This window comes from Streptomyces sp. NPDC033177, assembly GCF_055577715.1.
The window spans coordinates 367,432-381,973 of sequence record NZ_JBVIPS010000011.1 but is presented as its reverse complement, the minus strand read 5'-3'; the positions used below and the strand labels follow the sequence as shown (position 1 = coordinate 381,973).

General features: G+C 71.4%; 14 protein-coding genes. 6 read left to right on the top strand and 8 right to left on the bottom strand.

Features of this window, described 5'->3' with window-relative positions; translation table 11 throughout:
* The first annotated feature begins 62 nt into the window (after positions 1 to 62).
* Together ACZ5U5_RS34455 and idi are read left to right on the top strand one after the other, a co-directional pair.
* Entirely contained in the window at positions 63 to 989 is a 927-nt protein-coding gene (locus tag ACZ5U5_RS34455; RefSeq protein WP_469029659.1) for a cation diffusion facilitator family transporter, read from the top strand.
* Between the two features lie 105 nt (positions 990 to 1,094).
* Complete coding sequence (gene idi, locus ACZ5U5_RS34450; RefSeq protein ID WP_469029657.1) at positions 1,095 to 1,688, top strand: isopentenyl-diphosphate Delta-isomerase; 594 nt, start codon at positions 1,095 to 1,097, stop codon at positions 1,686 to 1,688.
* A 15-nt stretch (positions 1,689 to 1,703) separates the two neighbouring features.
* Here the strand turns inward: idi and ACZ5U5_RS34445 are convergent, their stop codons facing one another.
* Both ACZ5U5_RS34445 and ACZ5U5_RS34440 read right to left on the bottom strand, forming a co-directional pair.
* Positions 1,704 to 2,195 carry an ATP-binding protein gene (locus tag ACZ5U5_RS34445; protein ID WP_469029836.1) on the bottom strand — a complete coding sequence of 164 codons (492 nt, stop codon included), beginning with the start codon at positions 2,193 to 2,195 and terminating at the stop codon, positions 1,704 to 1,706.
* 141 nt (positions 2,196 to 2,336) lie between these two features.
* On the bottom strand, positions 2,337 to 2,999 hold the full coding sequence (locus ACZ5U5_RS34440; protein ID WP_469029654.1) for an HdeD family acid-resistance protein: 663 nt from the start codon (positions 2,997 to 2,999) through the stop codon (positions 2,337 to 2,339).
* A 93-nt stretch (positions 3,000 to 3,092) separates the two neighbouring features.
* Between ACZ5U5_RS34440 and ACZ5U5_RS34435 the strand changes: the two genes are divergently transcribed.
* A complete protein-coding gene (locus ACZ5U5_RS34435; protein ID WP_469029651.1) occupies positions 3,093 to 3,869 on the top strand; it encodes an enoyl-CoA hydratase/isomerase family protein in 777 nt (258 codons plus the stop codon).
* On the opposite strand, the gene ACZ5U5_RS34430 is transcribed toward ACZ5U5_RS34435, so the two are convergent.
* Positions 3,859 to 4,491, bottom strand: coding sequence for a DJ-1/PfpI family protein (locus ACZ5U5_RS34430; protein ID WP_469029648.1), 633 nt, complete (start codon positions 4,489 to 4,491; stop codon positions 3,859 to 3,861). The two genes, ACZ5U5_RS34435 and ACZ5U5_RS34430, sit on opposite strands and share 11 nt — an antisense overlap.
* Positions 4,492 to 4,497: 6 nt before the next feature.
* On the bottom strand, positions 4,498 to 5,490 hold the full coding sequence (locus ACZ5U5_RS34425; RefSeq protein WP_469029646.1) for a GlxA family transcriptional regulator: 993 nt from the start codon (positions 5,488 to 5,490) through the stop codon (positions 4,498 to 4,500).
* A 143-nt stretch (positions 5,491 to 5,633) separates the two neighbouring features.
* Between ACZ5U5_RS34425 and ACZ5U5_RS34420 the strand changes: the two genes are divergently transcribed.
* The 3 genes from ACZ5U5_RS34420 to ACZ5U5_RS34410 all read left to right on the top strand — a co-directional run bounded on the left by ACZ5U5_RS34420 (position 5,634) and on the right by ACZ5U5_RS34410 (position 9,252).
* Positions 5,634 to 6,524, top strand: coding sequence for an SCO6745 family protein (locus ACZ5U5_RS34420; protein WP_469029643.1), 891 nt, complete (start codon positions 5,634 to 5,636; stop codon positions 6,522 to 6,524).
* A 118-nt stretch (positions 6,525 to 6,642) separates the two neighbouring features.
* Positions 6,643 to 6,810 (top strand): LPFR motif small protein, encoded by a 168-nt coding sequence (locus ACZ5U5_RS34415; protein WP_469029640.1) that lies wholly within the window; start codon positions 6,643 to 6,645, stop codon positions 6,808 to 6,810.
* 63 nt (positions 6,811 to 6,873) lie between these two features.
* Positions 6,874 to 9,252: a Tex family protein gene (locus ACZ5U5_RS34410; protein ID WP_469029637.1), complete on the top strand. Its 2,379-nt coding sequence runs from the start codon at positions 6,874 to 6,876 to the stop codon at positions 9,250 to 9,252.
* Between the two features lie 39 nt (positions 9,253 to 9,291).
* On the opposite strand, the gene ACZ5U5_RS34405 is transcribed toward ACZ5U5_RS34410, so the two are convergent.
* From ACZ5U5_RS34405 to ACZ5U5_RS34390, 4 genes are all read right to left on the bottom strand, one after another.
* Positions 9,292 to 10,935 (bottom strand): ABC-F family ATP-binding cassette domain-containing protein, encoded by a 1,644-nt coding sequence (locus tag ACZ5U5_RS34405; RefSeq protein WP_469029634.1) that lies wholly within the window; start codon positions 10,933 to 10,935, stop codon positions 9,292 to 9,294.
* Between the two features lie 58 nt (positions 10,936 to 10,993).
* The gene (locus ACZ5U5_RS34400) at positions 10,994 to 11,869 is read right to left on the bottom strand and encodes an RNA polymerase sigma-70 factor (protein ID WP_469029631.1); all 876 of its coding nucleotides are present in this window, start codon (positions 11,867 to 11,869) and stop codon (positions 10,994 to 10,996) included.
* A 44-nt stretch (positions 11,870 to 11,913) separates the two neighbouring features.
* Positions 11,914 to 13,104 (bottom strand): NAD(P)/FAD-dependent oxidoreductase, encoded by a 1,191-nt coding sequence (locus tag ACZ5U5_RS34395; RefSeq protein ID WP_469029628.1) that lies wholly within the window; start codon positions 13,102 to 13,104, stop codon positions 11,914 to 11,916.
* 140 nt (positions 13,105 to 13,244) lie between these two features.
* The gene (locus tag ACZ5U5_RS34390) at positions 13,245 to 14,276 is read right to left on the bottom strand and encodes an oxidoreductase (protein ID WP_469029625.1); all 1,032 of its coding nucleotides are present in this window, start codon (positions 14,274 to 14,276) and stop codon (positions 13,245 to 13,247) included.
* Positions 14,277 to 14,542: the final 266 nt, after the last annotated feature.

Below are 14,542 nucleotides of genomic sequence, written 5' to 3'. Positions count from 1 at the left end.
ATCGCGACAGACGCGCGACCAGGGAACAGAAGACCGATACCGAACACACGGAGGCGGCTTCCATGGGGGCTGGGCACGATCACGGACACTCGCACGGGGGGACGGCGACAGCGGCGTACCGGGGGCGGCTTCGCATCGCGCTCTCGATCACGATCATCGTCATGGTCGTCGAGATCGTCGGCGGCATCATGGCGGATTCGCTCGCGCTCATCGCGGACGCGACGCACATGGCGACGGACGCGCTCGGCCTCGGCATGGCGCTGCTCGCGATCCAGTTCGCCAATCGCCCGGCCACGGAGAACCGCACCTTCGGCTACGCCCGCGCCGAGATCCTCGCCGCGCTCGCCAACTGTCTGCTGCTGCTCGGCGTCGGCGGCTACGTCCTGTTCGAGGCGATCCAGCGGTTCATCACGCCCGCCGAGACCGAGGGCGGACTGACCATCGTCTTCGGCGTCATCGGCCTGGTGGCGAACATGATCTCCCTCTCGCTCCTGATGCGCGGCCAGAAGGACAGCCTGAACGTGCGCGGCGCGTTCCTGGAGGTCATGGCCGACGCGCTCGGCTCCCTGGCCGTGATCGTCGCGGCGGTGCTCATCCTGACGACCGGCTGGCAGGCGGCGGACCCGATCGCCTCCCTCGTCATCGGCCTCATGATCGTCCCGCGCACGGTGAAACTGCTCCGGGAGACCCTGAACGTGCTCCTGGAGTCCGCGCCGAAGGACGTGGACATGGCCGAGGTCCGCTCGCACATACTGGATCTGCCGGGGGTCGAGGACGTCCACGACCTGCATGCCTGGACCATCACCTCGGGGATGCCGGTCCTCTCCGCGCACGTGGTCGTCAGTACGGAGACCCTGAACGCGATCGGCCACGAGAAGATGCTGCACGAACTGCAGGGCTGCCTGGGCGACCACTTCGACGTCGAGCACTGCACCTTCCAGCTGGAGCCGGTCGGCCACGCGGAGCACGAGGCGAAGCTCTGCCACTGATCGGTCTTCGAGTACCGGTGAGGGTGGCTTCCGGTGGTTCCTTGCCAGGAGGGCCCGTCACGTGCGGCAGACTTGAGGCTCGGAAGACCGAAGCGAAGGATGCGTATGCCGACCACACCTGCCACCGCGGCGAACAGCTCGTCGAACGGCACCGGAGAAGCGATCTTGCTGGAACTCGTCGACGAGGACGGCAGGACCATCGGCACAGCGGAGAAACTCTCCGCGCATCAGGCGCCCGGGCAGTTGCACCGGGCGTTCTCCGTTTTCCTCTTCGACGAGCAGGGGCGGCTGTTGCTGCAGCAGCGCGCCCTGGGCAAGTACCACTCCCCCGGCGTCTGGTCGAACACCTGCTGCGGGCACCCGTACCCCGGCGAGGCGCCGTTCGCGGCCGCCGCGCGCCGGACGTACGAGGAGCTGGGCGTCTCGCCCTCGCTGCTCGCCGAGGCGGGCACGGTGCGCTACAACCACCCGGACCCCGACTCGGGTCTGGTGGAGCAGGAGTTCAACCACCTCTTCGTCGGAATGGTCCAGGCGCCGCTGCGGCCCGACGCGTCCGAGGTCGGCGAGACCGCGTTCGTGACGGCCGGGGAGCTGGCGCAGCGGCATGCGGAGGGACCGTTCTCCGCGTGGTTCATGACCGTCCTGGACGCGGCGCGGCCCGCGATCCGGGAGCTGACGGGGCCTTCCGCCGGCTGGTGAGAGCCAGGGGGTGCGTCAACCCCCGGACGGAGCCGATCCGTTGGGCTTCAGGGGCAGGGCCGCCCAGATGACCTTGCCCCCGCTCGCGGTGTGCTCGACGTCGCAGGCACCGCCCGCCTCCTGGGTGATCTCGCGTACGAGGAGAAGGCCGCGGCCGCCGGTCTGGCCGTGGTCGGCCACCAGGGCGGTCGGGCGGTAGGGGTGGTCGTCCTCCACGGAGACCCGCACCCACTCGGCGCCCACCGCCACCTCCACCGCCAGCATCGGTGAGAGCAGGGCCGCGTGCCGCACCGCGTTGGTGACCAGTTCGGAGACGATCAGGAGCAGGCCCTGCACGATGTCGTCCGATACGGGCACGCCCTGCCGCGCGAGCAGGTCGCGCACCGCGTGCCGCGCCTGGGGCACCGAGGCGTCCACGGCGGCGGCGGTGAACCGCCACACGCCCTCGTACGGCACTTTCGCGGGCTCCCGAGGGAGTGGGCCGGGGCCCCTCCCGTCGTCGTCCATCGTCCGGTCGCCGCCCTTGCGCTCGATTGTCACCACGTGTCGAGTGTTGGGACTACGTTGGTCCGGACCGTGTGCCTGAACAGAAGTCAGCGACTATCGACGGCATTTGATCACTGACGTCCGAGCGCGTCGGGCGAGCGACTACTTCTGACCCTCCGGCTTCGCTTTGAAGCTTTCTTCCGCTTGTACGGGTTGTTCGCGTTGTCCCGTTTCCGTGCCCTCACTGACCATGCTCACGATGCGGCGCCCGCCCAGGCCCGTGGCGAGCAGGCCGAGGCCGTCGAAGAGCAGCGCGAGCGAGAAGAAGCAGCCGATCACGTACTGGCTGCTGCTGGGCCAGTTGGCGAGCACCAGGATGCCGAGAAGCAGACCGAAGGCACCCTGCACGAGCGTCCAGCCGAACTGGGGGCCGCGTACCACCAGACTGCCGACGAGCCGGAAGACACCACCGGTCAGGAACAGCAGCGCGGCGAACATCGTCAGCGCCTCCGCCGCCACATCCGGCCTTCGGATGATCACGACACCGGCGGCGAGGTTCAGGGCGGCGACGACCACGCCGAGCCAGAAGAAGTTCGTGCCGCGTGACTGCACGGCGTGCAGCAGACCGACGCACCCGCCGATCAGGAGCAGCCAGCCGAAGAGGAGCATGGAGGTGAGGGTGGCGACGCCCGTGTAGACGAGGCCCACGAGCCCGGCGATCGCCAGGACCGCGCCGAGGAGGGCCAGCCAGCCGAGACTGCGGTTGAGCTGCTTGGCGCCCTGGGCCTGGGGTGCGGCGGCCTCGGCGCTCTTGGATCGGGCCATCAGCGTCTCCGTCCTGCTTCCCCCGCTGCACAGAGTTCTCAGGGCCGCCCCTTCTTGATCGTACGTTCGAGAGGTGCGGATAGCATCCTGCGCATGGAGCCGCAGCTGAGGCAGGCCGTCACCCACGGCGTCGCCACCGTCGTCATCGATCATCCGGCGAAGCGCAACGCCATGACGGCGGACATGTGGCGTCAGGTGCCGCCGCTGCTCGCAGGGCTCGCCGCCGATCCGGCCGTGCGGGCGCTCGTGCTGACCGGCGAGGGCGAAACCTTCTGCGCGGGGGCCGACATCTCCTCGCTCCGGGAGTCGCCGGGTGAGGCGCAGGACCTGGCGGTGCGGGCCGAGGAAGCCCTCTCCGCCTTCCCCAAGCCGACGCTGGCCTCGGTGCGCGGCTACTGCGTGGGCGGTGGGAGCCAGCTCGCGGCGGCCTGCGATCTGCGGTTCGCGGACGAGGGCGCCCTGTTCGGGATCACTCCCGCGAAGCTCGGGATCGTCTATCCGTCGTCGTCGACGCGGCGCCTGGTGTCGCTCGTGGGTCCGTCCGCCGCCAAGTACCTGCTGTTCTCCGGTGAGTTGATCGACGCCGGGCGGGCGCTGCGCACGGGTCTCGTCGACGAGGTGCTGCCCGCGGGCGAACTGGACAAGCGGGTCGCCGAGTTCACCGCCGTCCTCGCCTCACGTTCACAGCTGACGCAGGCAGCGGCCAAGGAGTTCGCCGCCGGGCGCCTGGACCGCGACGCCCACTGGGGCGAGCAGGCGCGTGCGGGCGGCGACACCGCCGAGGGCGTCGCCGCCTTCCTGGAGCGCCGTGCGTCGCGCTTCACCTGGACTCCCGGCGGTGCCGTCGCGGGCGACGGCGCTACTGGCTGAAGCGGCTGCCCGCCCGGAACTTCTCGACGAGGTGCGCGGGCGCCTTGTGCGGGGAACCGGCGTCGTACGGCGGCTGGGGGTCGTACTCCGTGAGGAGCTGCACGGTCTGGGCCTGCTCCTCCCCCGCGATGCGGCCGATCAGGGCGAGCCCCATGTCGATGCCGGAGGAGACCCCGGCCGCCGTGACGTACTTGCCGTCGAACACCACCCGCTCCTCCGTCGGCTCCACGCCGAACCTCGCCAGCTCCGCCAGGGCGAGCCAGTGCGAGGTGGCGCGGCGCCCCTTGAGGAGCCCCGCCGCCGCGAGCAGCAGGGAGCCGGTGCACACGGACGTCGTCCAGGTGCTGGTGGCGTCCGCGGACCGCAGCCAGCTCAGGAGTGCCTCGTCCGCCATGTGGTCGCTCTGGCCCGGACCACCGGGGACGACCAGGACGTCGGGCTCGGGTACGTCGGCGAAGGAGCGGTCGGCGACGAGCGCGAGGGAGACGTTGTCGTTGCGCACCGGGCCGGGGCGCTCGGCCACGAAGACGGTGTCGGCGCCGGGCATGCGGCTGAGGGTCTCGTACGGGCCGACCGCGTCGAGGGCGGTGAAGCGTTCGAACAGGGCGATGGCGATCTGCATGGGTACCTATCCGTTCAGGGCGGGGGCCGGCTGAGGTGCGAGAGGGGCGTGGAAGCGCCGCCGGTACTCGGCGGGCGCCGCGCCGAGGGTCTTGACGAAGGCGCGGCGCATCGCCTCCGGAGTGCCGTAGCCGCAGGCGCGCGAGACCTCCCCGATCCCGTGCGAGGTGTCCTCCAGGAGGCGGCGCGCGTGCTCGACGCGCACGCGCTCGACGTACTTGCCCGGCGTCATCCCCGTCTCCGTCTGGAACGCGCGGGCGAAGTGCCGCGGCGAGAGCCGGGCGCGGGCGGCGAGCGACTCCACGCAGAGGTTCTCGTCCGGGTGCTCGGTGATCCACTGCTGGACCTCGCGCAGCGGCTCGCGCAGGGCCGTCTGCGCGGCGAGCTGGGCGCTGAACTGCGCCTGGTTGCCCGGCCGCCGCAGGAAGACGACGAGGTAGCGCGCGACCATCAGCGCCTCGTCCCGGCTCAGGTCCTCCTCCACCAGGGCCAGGGCCAGGTCGATGCCCGCGGTCACGCCCGCGGAGGTCGCGACGTGACCGTCACGGACGAAGATCGGGTCCGGGTCGACCTCGATGGCGGGGTGATCACGCGCGAGCTTGTCGCAGAACGCCCAGTGCGTCGTCGCCCGGCGGCCGTCCAGGAGCCCGGCCTCGGCGAAGAGGATGGCGCCGGTGCAGACCGAGACCAGGCGCCGCGCCCGCGGGGCGTTCGTCCGGAGCCAGTCGATCAGGCGGGGGTCGGCGTCGCGGCTGCCGATGCCGCCCGGGGCGAGGAGGGTGTGCGGGGCGGGGGCGTCGGCGAGGGAGGAGTCCGGTACGAGCGTGAGGCCGCTGGAGGTGCGGACGGGGCCGCCGTCCAGGGAGGCGGTGCGGACGCGGTAGGCGGGAACGTCACCGCCGTGGCAGGCGGCGGCGCCCGCGAAGACCTCCACCGGTCCCGTGACGTCGAGGCTCTGGACACCGTCGTAGAGGACGACCAGGACAGTTCGCTGCTCCATGCCCTGATTCTTGGCCTCGCACCGGATGGCCGCAATGACGAATGCCCCACTTTTCCTGCCATCGATGGTGGCGACACGGGGGCCGCCCGGTCTCCCGGCGCCCCGGGCTTCACGTCATACCAACCAGTCGGTAGCGTGCGGTCATGACTTCTCTCAAGCCCCCCTCCCCGGCTGCGGCACTGCACCCGCGCGCGGGACGTCGGTGTCACACCGTGCTCAATTCGCTGCACTCGACGCACTACTTCTCGCCCGACACGGGGCGCGAGCTGACCGCGATCGGGATCACCCACCCGAAGGCCGTCAATTTCGCCGTGCGCACCGCGGCGATGGGGCCGGTCGCCGCCGGAGTGGTCACGGCCGCGTTCTACAACTACAAGCACGAGACCGTCGCCCGGCACGTGCCCGGGATCTGGCGCACCGCGTCCCCCGAAGACGTCCTCGCGGCACGCGCGCGTGCCGTCGACTCGACGCTGCGGCGCCTCCTCGGAGAGGACGCCCTCGCGTCGCCGGAGATGGCGGAGGCCGCCGAGCTCGCACTGCGCGCCACCGAGGCCTGCTCCCGCTCGGCACGGCCGCTCTACGCCGCCCACGCGGACCTGCCCGTACCCGAGCAGCCGCACCTCGCGCTCTGGCACGCGGCGACGCTGCTGCGCGAGCACCGGGGCGACGGGCATCTCACGGCCCTCCAGCACGCCGAACTCGACGGCATCGAGGCCCTGGTGAGCCACACCGCGACCGGCAAGGGCATGCGGCCCAAGTGGAACTTCAACACGCGCGGCTGGACCCAGGAGGACTGGGACGCGGCCGTGGAGCGGCTGCGCACCCGCGGACTGCACGACGGCGTGGCCGAGTTGACCGAGGCGGGCGTCGCACTGCGCAAGGACGTCGAGGAGGCCACGGACCGCCTCGACCGGGCTCCGTACGAACACCTGGGCGCGGCCGGCGTCGAGCGTCTGACGGAGCTGGGGACCGTGTTCGCGGGCGCGGCGCTCCAGGCCGGCGCGTTCCCCGCGGATCTGCTCGGCAAGGAGTAGCCGGGCCCGCGGTGCGCTCGGCGCCACGGCGCAGGCATGGATTACGCCCCGCGAGGTACCCGTTCCTCTCCGCTCCGGCGCGCCTGGCGCCGGACCGGGCGACGAAAGGGGAAATCCCGTGTTCCGAGCGATCGCAGATGTCCTGCGTCAGATCGGCGCGGCACTCGCCACCGTGGTGACGCTGCCGTTCCGCGCCGTTGCCCGGCTCTTCGGCGGTGCCTCGAGCTCCACGCGGCGAGGCGGGCGCCGGACGGGACGCCGTCCCGGGCGGGCACGCCGGGTCTGATCCCCCCGCTGTCGGTGCCACCTGCCACAATTGCCCCGCAACCCCAGTGAGAAGGCGGGAAACGTGGCACCTCTGCAGACGTCCAGTCCAGCATCGATCGAAGGCAGGATCGCCGAAGAACTCGGCGTACGGGAGCGGCAGGTGAAGGCCGCCGTCGACCTGCTCGACGGCGGCTCGACGGTGCCCTTCATCGCTCGCTACCGCAAGGAAGCGACCGAGATGCTCGACGACGCGCAGCTGCGTACGCTCGAGGAGCGGCTGCGTTATCTGCGGGAGCTCGAGGAGCGGCGCGCCGCGATCCTCGAATCGGTCCGCGAGCAGGGCAAGCTCACGGATGATCTCGAGGCGCGGATCCGCGCGGCGGACACGAAGGCCCGGCTCGAGGACATCTACCTGCCGTTCAAGCCGAAGCGCCGCACGAAGGCGCAGATCGCCCGCGAGGCAGGGCTTGAGCCGCTGGCCGACGGCCTGCTCGGCGACCCGTCGGTGGATCCGCTCGCCGCGGCCTTGGCCTTCGTGGACGCCGACAAGGGCGTCGCGGAGCCGCAGGCCGCCCTGGACGGTGCCCGCGCCATTCTCGCCGAGCGGTTCTCCGAGGACGCCGACCTGATCGGTGAGCTGCGTGAGCGCATGTGGGTGCGCGGCCGCCTCGCCGCGAAGGTCCGCGCGGGCAAGGAGGAGGCGGGCGCCAAGTTCGCCGACTACTTCGACTTCGCCGAGCCCTTCAAGGAGCTCCCCTCGCACCGCGTCCTCGCGATGCTGCGCGGCGAGAAGGAGGACGTGCTCGACCTCGTCCTCGAACCGGAGGAGGCCACGGAGGGCCCGTCCTCGTACGAGGGGATGGTCGCCCACCGCTTCGGCGTCGTGGACCGCGGCCGCCCGGCCGACAAGTGGCTGCAGGACACGGTGCGTTGGTCCTGGCGGACCCGCATCCTGGTGCACCTGGGGATCGACCTGCGCCTGCGTCTTCGCACGGCCGCCGAGGACGAGGCCGTCCGCGTCTTCGCGTCGAACCTGCGCGACCTGCTGCTCGCCGCACCCGCGGGCACGCGCGCGACGCTGGGCCTCGACCCCGGTTTCCGTACGGGCGTGAAGGTCGCCGTGGTCGACGCGACCGGCAAGGTCGTCGCGACGGACGTCATCAACCCGCACGTCCCGGCGAACAAGTGGGACCAGTCCCTGGCCACGCTCGCGAAGCTCGCCAAGGAACACTCGGTCGACCTGATCGCGATCGGGAACGGCACGGCGTCCCGCGAGACGGACAAGCTCGCCGGTGAACTCATCACGAAGCACCCGGAGTTGAACCTCACGAAGGTGATGGTCTCCGAGGCGGGCGCCTCTGTGTACTCCGCTTCGGCCTTCGCCTCGCAGGAGCTGCCCGACATGGACGTGTCGCTGCGTGGCGCCGTGTCCATCGCCCGGCGCCTGCAGGACCCGCTCGCCGAGCTGGTGAAGATCGACCCGAAGTCCATCGGCGTCGGCCAGTATCAGCACGACCTCTCCGAGGTGAAGCTGTCCCGCTCCCTCGACGCGGTCGTCGAGGACTGTGTGAACGGCGTCGGTGTGGACGTGAACACCGCGTCCGCCCCGCTGCTCTCCCGGGTCTCCGGCATCGGCGCCGGCCTCGCCGAGAACATCGTGGCGCACCGCGACACGAACGGCCCCTTCTCCTCCCGCAAGGGCCTCAAGGACGTGGCACGGCTCGGCCCCAAGGCGTACGAGCAGTGCGCGGGCTTCCTGCGCATCCGCGGCGGCGACGACCCGCTCGACGCGTCCAGCGTGCACCCCGAGGCATATCCGGTGGTGCGCAAGATGGCGAAGAAGACGGGCGGCGAGGTCGCCTCGCTCATCGGCGACACGGCGACGCTGCGCTCGCTCCGGGCGGACGAGTTCGTGGACGAGTCCTTCGGTCTGCCCACCGTCAGCGACATCCTGAAGGAGCTGGAGAAGCCGGGTCGCGACCCGCGTCCCGCCTTCAAGACGGCGACCTTCAAGGACGGCGTCGAGAAGATCTCCGACCTCGCGTCCGGGATGGTCCTGGAGGGGGTCGTCACGAACGTGGCGGCGTTCGGAGCCTTCGTGGACATCGGCGTCCACCAGGACGGGCTCGTCCATGTCTCCGCGATGTCCAAGACGTTCGTCAAGGACCCGCGTGACGTGGTGAAGCCGGGCGACATCGTCAAGGTGAAGGTGATGGACGTCGACATCCCGCGCAAGCGGATCTCGCTGACGCTGCGCCTGGACGACGAGGCGGCCTCCTCCGGCGGGGAGCAGCCGAAGCGGGGTGGACGTCCGCCGCAGCAGCGTGGGCAGCGGCCCCCGCGGCAGCAGGGCGGCGGCGGTCAGGGCCAGCGCAAGGAGCGGCAGGGCCCGCCGCCGGCCAATGACGCGATGGCGGACGCGCTGCGCCGGGCCGGTCTCCTGGACCCCAAGAAGCGCTGATCCGGGGAGAGCCCGGAGGCTCGGACGAGTCGGCGGAGGTCAGGGTGACAGCTCGGTCACCTTGCCCTCCGCCACCTCCAGACGGCGAGTGACCCGTACGGCGTCCAGCATCCTGCGGTCGTGCGTGACCAGGAGCAGCGTGCCCTCGTACGCGTCGAGGGCGGACTCCAACTGCTCGATGGCCGGCAGGTCGAGGTGGTTCGTCGGTTCGTCCAGGACCAGGAGGTTGACGCCCCGGCCCTGGAGCAGCGCGAGGCCCGCCCGGGTGCGTTCGCCCGGGGAGAGGGTGGCCGCGGGGCGCAGGACGTGTGCCGCCTTCAGGCCGAACTTGGCGAGCAGCGTGCGGACTTCGGCCGGTACGGTGTCGGGCACGGCCGCGCAGAACGCGTCCAGGAGCGACTCCGGACCGTGGAACAGCGCACGCGCCTGGTCGACCTCGCCGACGAGCACTCCCGAGCCGAGTGCCGCGTGGCCCGCGTCCGTGGGAATGCGGGTGAGCAGGGTGCCGAGCAGGGTCGACTTGCCCGAGCCGTTCGCGCCGGTGATCGCCACCCGGTCCGCCCAGTCGATCTGCAGCGTCACGGGACCGAGCGTGAAGTGCCCGCGCTGCACCTCCGCGTCACGGAGGGTGGCGACGACGCTGCCGGAGCGCGGCGCCGACGCGATCTCCATCTGCAGCTCCCACTCCTTGCGGGGCTCCTCGACGACATCGAGCCGCTCGATCATGCGCTGCGTCTGGCGTGCCTTCGCGGCCTGCTTCTCGCTGGAGTCGCTGCGGAAGTTCTTGCCGAGCTTGTCGTTGTCGCCCGCCTTGCGGCGGGCGTTCTTGACGCCCTTGTCCATCCAGGACCGCTGCATCTGGGAGCGGCTTTCGAGGGCGGACTTCTTGTCGGCGTACTCCTCGAACTCGTCGCGGGCGTGGCGTCGTGCGACGTCGCGCTCCTCCAGATAGGCCTCGTAGCCGCCGCCGTAGAGGTTGACCTGCTGCTGGGCGAGGTCGAGTTCGAGGACCTTGGTGACGGTGCGGGTGAGGAACTCGCGGTCGTGGCTGACGACGACCGTGCCGGCGCGCAGTCCACGGACGAAGCTCTCCAGGCGTTCGAGGCCCGCGAGGTCGAGGTCGTTGGTCGGCTCGTCCAGGAGGAACACGTCGTAGCGGGACAGGAGCAGCGAGGCGAGGCCCGCGCGGGCGGCTTGGCCGCCGGAGAGCGAGGTCATCGGCTGGTCGAGGCTGACGTCGAGGCCGAGGGAGGCGGCGACCTCCTCCGCCCGCTCGTCCAGGTCCGCGCCGCCGAGCGCCAGCCAGCGCTCCAGGCTGGACGCGTACGCGTCGTCGGCGCCCGGGGTTCCGTCCACCAGGCCCTGGGTGGCCTCGTCCATGGTCCGCTGGGCTTCGTCGACGCCGGTGCGGCGGGCCAGGAAGGCGCGGATGGTCTCGCCGGGGCGGCGGTCGGGTTCCTGCGGCAGGTGGCCCACGGCCGCACTGGCCGGGGCGAGGCGCAGTTCGCCGGCCTCCGGGGTGTCCAGGCCCGCGAGGAGGCGCAGGAGGGTCGACTTGCCGGCGCCGTTGGCGCCGACCAGGCCGATCACGTCGCCGGGCGCGACGACCAGCTCGAGGGCGGAGAAGAGGGAGCGGTCGCCGTGGCCTGCGGCGAGATTCTTGGCGACGAGGGTTGCGGTCATCAGGGGGTCGAGTTTATGCGAGGCCCGAGCCCGCTCGTCCGGCAGCACGGCCCGGCCGTCACGACAGACGCAGACCGCTGAGTTTGTCCGGATTGAACTGGAAACGCATGTTGTGGATCAAGCCGTCGGCGAGGTCGTAGGTCAGGCACCCTCCGATGTAGTCGCCCAGCTTGAAGAGGACGCCCAGTTCGCCGTTGATGGTGGCGGGCTCACAGGTGACACCCGTCATCACGGGCTTGGCCAGAACGCCGAGGAACCAGCGCGCCACATGGTCGGTGCCGTGCAGCGGGCGGCGGGCCGCCGTGACCTTGCCGCCGCCGTCGGACCAGGCGGTGACGTCGGGGGCGAGGAGTTCCATGACCGCGTTCAGGTCGCCGCCCGAGCAGGCCGCGAGGAAACGCGCGGTGACCTGGCGGCGCTCGTCGGCGTCCGTGTCGAAGCGGGGGCGCCGCGCCTGGACGTGGGCGCGGGCGCGGCGCGCGATCTGCCGGACCGTGGCCTCGGGGCGGTCCAGGGTCTCGGCGATCTCCGCGTGGGAGTAGCCGAAGACCTCGCGGAGCAGGAAGACCGCGCGCTCCACCGGGCTCAGGGATTCGAGGACGACCAGCATCGCCGTGGAGACGGTGTCGGCCATCTCGCTCCCCTCGGCTACGTCGGGTGAGGTCAGGAGTGGTTCGGGGAGCCACGGGCCGACGTATGTCTCGCGGGTGGCCCGCGCCGAGGTGAGGCGGTTCAGCGACAGGTTGGTGACCGTGCGCACCAGGTAGGCCTTGGGGTGGCGGACGGTGTCGCGGTCCGCGGAGTTCCAGGACAGCCAGGCGTCCTGCAGGACGTCCTCGGCATCGGCGACACTGCCCAGCATCCGGTAGGCCGTGGAGTGCAGCAGCCGCCGGTGTTCGAGGAACGGGTCAAGTGCGGGCGTGGCATCGGTCATCGGGGCATGCTCCCAGCGCGGGGAACAGAACGACAGGACCTTCGTCACGCGTTCTTCGCCGGCCGGGTCGCGCGGCCGCCGTGGGACAAGTGGGCGGAGACGTAGACGCGCTTGGTGAGGCGGTACATCTTGACCGGGCTGCCGCTGATCAGCTCCTTGTAGGCGACGGCGGCCCTGCCGCTCAGGAACCAGCGGCGCGGGGTGTCGTCGGCGTGGGTGAACTGGATGACCGCGTCCCGGCGGCCGAGGCTGACGGGCTGGTGGAAGTAGCCGAAGCGGAACGGTTTGACGCTCTTGCCGCGCAGCCGCCCCGCCAGGGCGTCGGCGGTGTACGCGGCGGTGGGGAGGCCGCTCTGGCAGGTGCCGTGGATCTGGCCCCATGCCTGGTGGACGGCGGCCGCGTCGCCGATCGCGTGGATCTCCGGGTGCGAGGTCGAGCGGAGGGTCGCGTCGACCAGGATCAGTCCGCGCTCGTCGACGGCGATGCCTGCGTCCGCGGCGAGGGCCGGGACCCGTACGCCGGTGGTCCACAGGCACGCGTCGGCCTGGACGTTCGTACCGTCGGCCAGCTCGACGCCACCGGGCAGGACTTTGCTGATGGCGGAGCCGGTGCGAAGGGTTATGCCGAGGCGTGCGAACGCGGCTTGGAGGTGGGCGCGCGCTTTCACATTCATCAGCGGGCCGGGTTCGCTCCGGCTGATCAGGGTGACGCGCAGGCCGGGGTGACTCTCGGCGATCTCGGTGGCGGCCTCGACGCCGGTGAGGCCGCCGCCGCACACACTCACCGTGCCGCCGGTTGCGGCCAGTTGAGTCAGACGGTCCGTGAAGTGCCGCGCGTCTCTTGGATTGTTCAGGGTGTGGGCGTACTCACCGGCTCCGGGAACCATGCTCGTGTCGGTGGCGCTGCCGAGGGCGTAGACCATGCTGTCGTAGGCGAGCTCGACCGGACCGTCCGGCGTTTCGACGGCGACCGACCGGCCCGCGGTGTCGATGGCCGTGGCCGCGCCCTGCACGAACACGACGCCCGTCCCGTCGAGGAGATCGCCGATCCGGTGGTCCGCCAACTCCTGTCCGGCGAAGACCTGATGCATCCGCAGCCGCTCGGTGAAGCGCGCAGAAGGATTGACCAGGGTGATACGGGCGCCGGTACGCCGGGTGCGGCGGGCCAGACGGATGGCGCACAGCATGCCGGTGTAGCCGCCGCCCAGGACGAGGATCCGGTGGTTGTTCTCCATCTTCGACTCCCGCGCTCATGCCCCGGAATCGGGGCGTCTTATCGGTGACGCCCATGGGACAAGCGCGCGGGCCCCGGCGTGACAGGTCGGGAGTGTGAGCCACGTCACAGGAGAGACGTCCATCCCGGGCGCCCCTCGGACTACCTCACTATCGGCGTCGTCAGGACGCTGTCCGTCGTCCGGGCCACCACGAACGACTCCCCCTTCGTCGCCTTGGCGTCCAGCGGCACACGGTGCTCGCCCGGCTCCAGGACGCCGTCGAAGACCTGATGGACCTGGGTGCGGGAGAGCCGGTCCAGGCGGTACGCGACGAGCTGCACCCGGCACGTCGAGGTGATCTCCACGTCCGCCGAACCGCCGGCCGCCGCGAGCCGCGTAAGGCGCCGCAGTTCCAGCGGGCTGCGGTCCAGGGCGTGTTCTATCTGCGCGACCAGGAGCGGGATGATCGGGGCCATGCCGTCGACGTACGCGACCCGGAGTCCCGCCCCGTCGAACGCCGCCCGCACCCCGTCGCGTGTCGCCGCCGGGACGGAGCGGCCGAAGGCCACCGCCCCGTACGTCCGCAGCTCGTCCGGCGGCACGCCCGCGGCGTCCGCCGCGATCTCGGCGCCGACACCGATCGTGCGCAGCGCCGCCGCGAGCTTGGCGAGGACGGCGACGCGGGCGCCGATCAGGAGCACCCTGCGGCGTGGCGTCGGCTCGCCTGCGGTCAGCAACTGCCCCAGCGCCTCCCGGTATTCGGCTCCCTGGAACCGGAAGGGCCCTATGCCGTGGTAGCCGTTGAGCTCCAGGTCGGCCCGGTCGGCCGTCTGCCAGGCGAAGTCCCGCCATACGTAGGTGTCGGCGCCGTCCGGTGCCCGCTCGATGACCGCGGTGACCGCGCCGCAGTCCAGGCCCTCGCACTCGGGGCAGCCGTAGATGACGTGCCGGTTGTCGAGCAGGGGTGCCGGGGTCTCCAGGAGGAGTCCGCGCACATGGTGGGTGAAGATCGCGGGTGGTACGTCGGAGGCGAGCGGGGAGACGGCGTCGAGGTCGGAGAGCTGGAACAGCAGCGGGCGCCCGTTCACGATGAAGTCGACGAAATCCCGGTGGACTTGGAAGTCACCGTTGGCGAGAACTCCACCGGCGCGCATGGCCGGTGCCAGACCGAAAGTCGCGTACTCGGCAGACATGGTGTGAGTATCCCCATCTGGGCGGTGATGTGAGCACGGCATGACGTATTCCGCCACGTTCCCGGTACGGAGGGGGCGCCGGTCAGTGAGCCGGGCGGCACGGACCGGCCGTACGCGTGGTCGATGGCGTACGCGGCGGTCTCCGGCTGGACGACACACGCAGGAGGGGGGGGGGGGGGGGGGGGGGGGGGGGGGGGGGGGGGTGGGGGGGGGGGGGGGGGGGGGGGGTGGTGGGGGGGGGGGGGGGGTTTCCTCTTTCGTTCTTG

Coding starts and splice junctions, on each gene's coding strand:
- ACZ5U5_RS34455 (WP_469029659.1), top strand. CDS start 63: ATGGGGGCTGGGCACGATCACGGACACTCGCACGGGGGGACGGCGACA.
- idi (WP_469029657.1), top strand. CDS start 1,095: ATGCCGACCACACCTGCCACCGCGGCGAACAGCTCGTCGAACGGCACC.
- ACZ5U5_RS34445 (WP_469029836.1), bottom strand. CDS start 2,195: ATGGACGACGACGGGAGGGGCCCCGGCCCACTCCCTCGGGAGCCCGCG.
- ACZ5U5_RS34440 (WP_469029654.1), bottom strand. CDS start 2,999: ATGGCCCGATCCAAGAGCGCCGAGGCCGCCGCACCCCAGGCCCAGGGC.
- ACZ5U5_RS34435 (WP_469029651.1), top strand. CDS start 3,093: ATGGAGCCGCAGCTGAGGCAGGCCGTCACCCACGGCGTCGCCACCGTC.
- ACZ5U5_RS34430 (WP_469029648.1), bottom strand. CDS start 4,491: ATGCAGATCGCCATCGCCCTGTTCGAACGCTTCACCGCCCTCGACGCG.
- ACZ5U5_RS34425 (WP_469029646.1), bottom strand. CDS start 5,490: ATGGAGCAGCGAACTGTCCTGGTCGTCCTCTACGACGGTGTCCAGAGC.
- ACZ5U5_RS34420 (WP_469029643.1), top strand. CDS start 5,634: ATGACTTCTCTCAAGCCCCCCTCCCCGGCTGCGGCACTGCACCCGCGC.
- ACZ5U5_RS34405 (WP_469029634.1), bottom strand. CDS start 10,935: ATGACCGCAACCCTCGTCGCCAAGAATCTCGCCGCAGGCCACGGCGAC.
- ACZ5U5_RS34400 (WP_469029631.1), bottom strand. CDS start 11,869: ATGACCGATGCCACGCCCGCACTTGACCCGTTCCTCGAACACCGGCGG.
- ACZ5U5_RS34395 (WP_469029628.1), bottom strand. CDS start 13,104: ATGGAGAACAACCACCGGATCCTCGTCCTGGGCGGCGGCTACACCGGC.
- ACZ5U5_RS34390 (WP_469029625.1), bottom strand. CDS start 14,276: ATGTCTGCCGAGTACGCGACTTTCGGTCTGGCACCGGCCATGCGCGCC.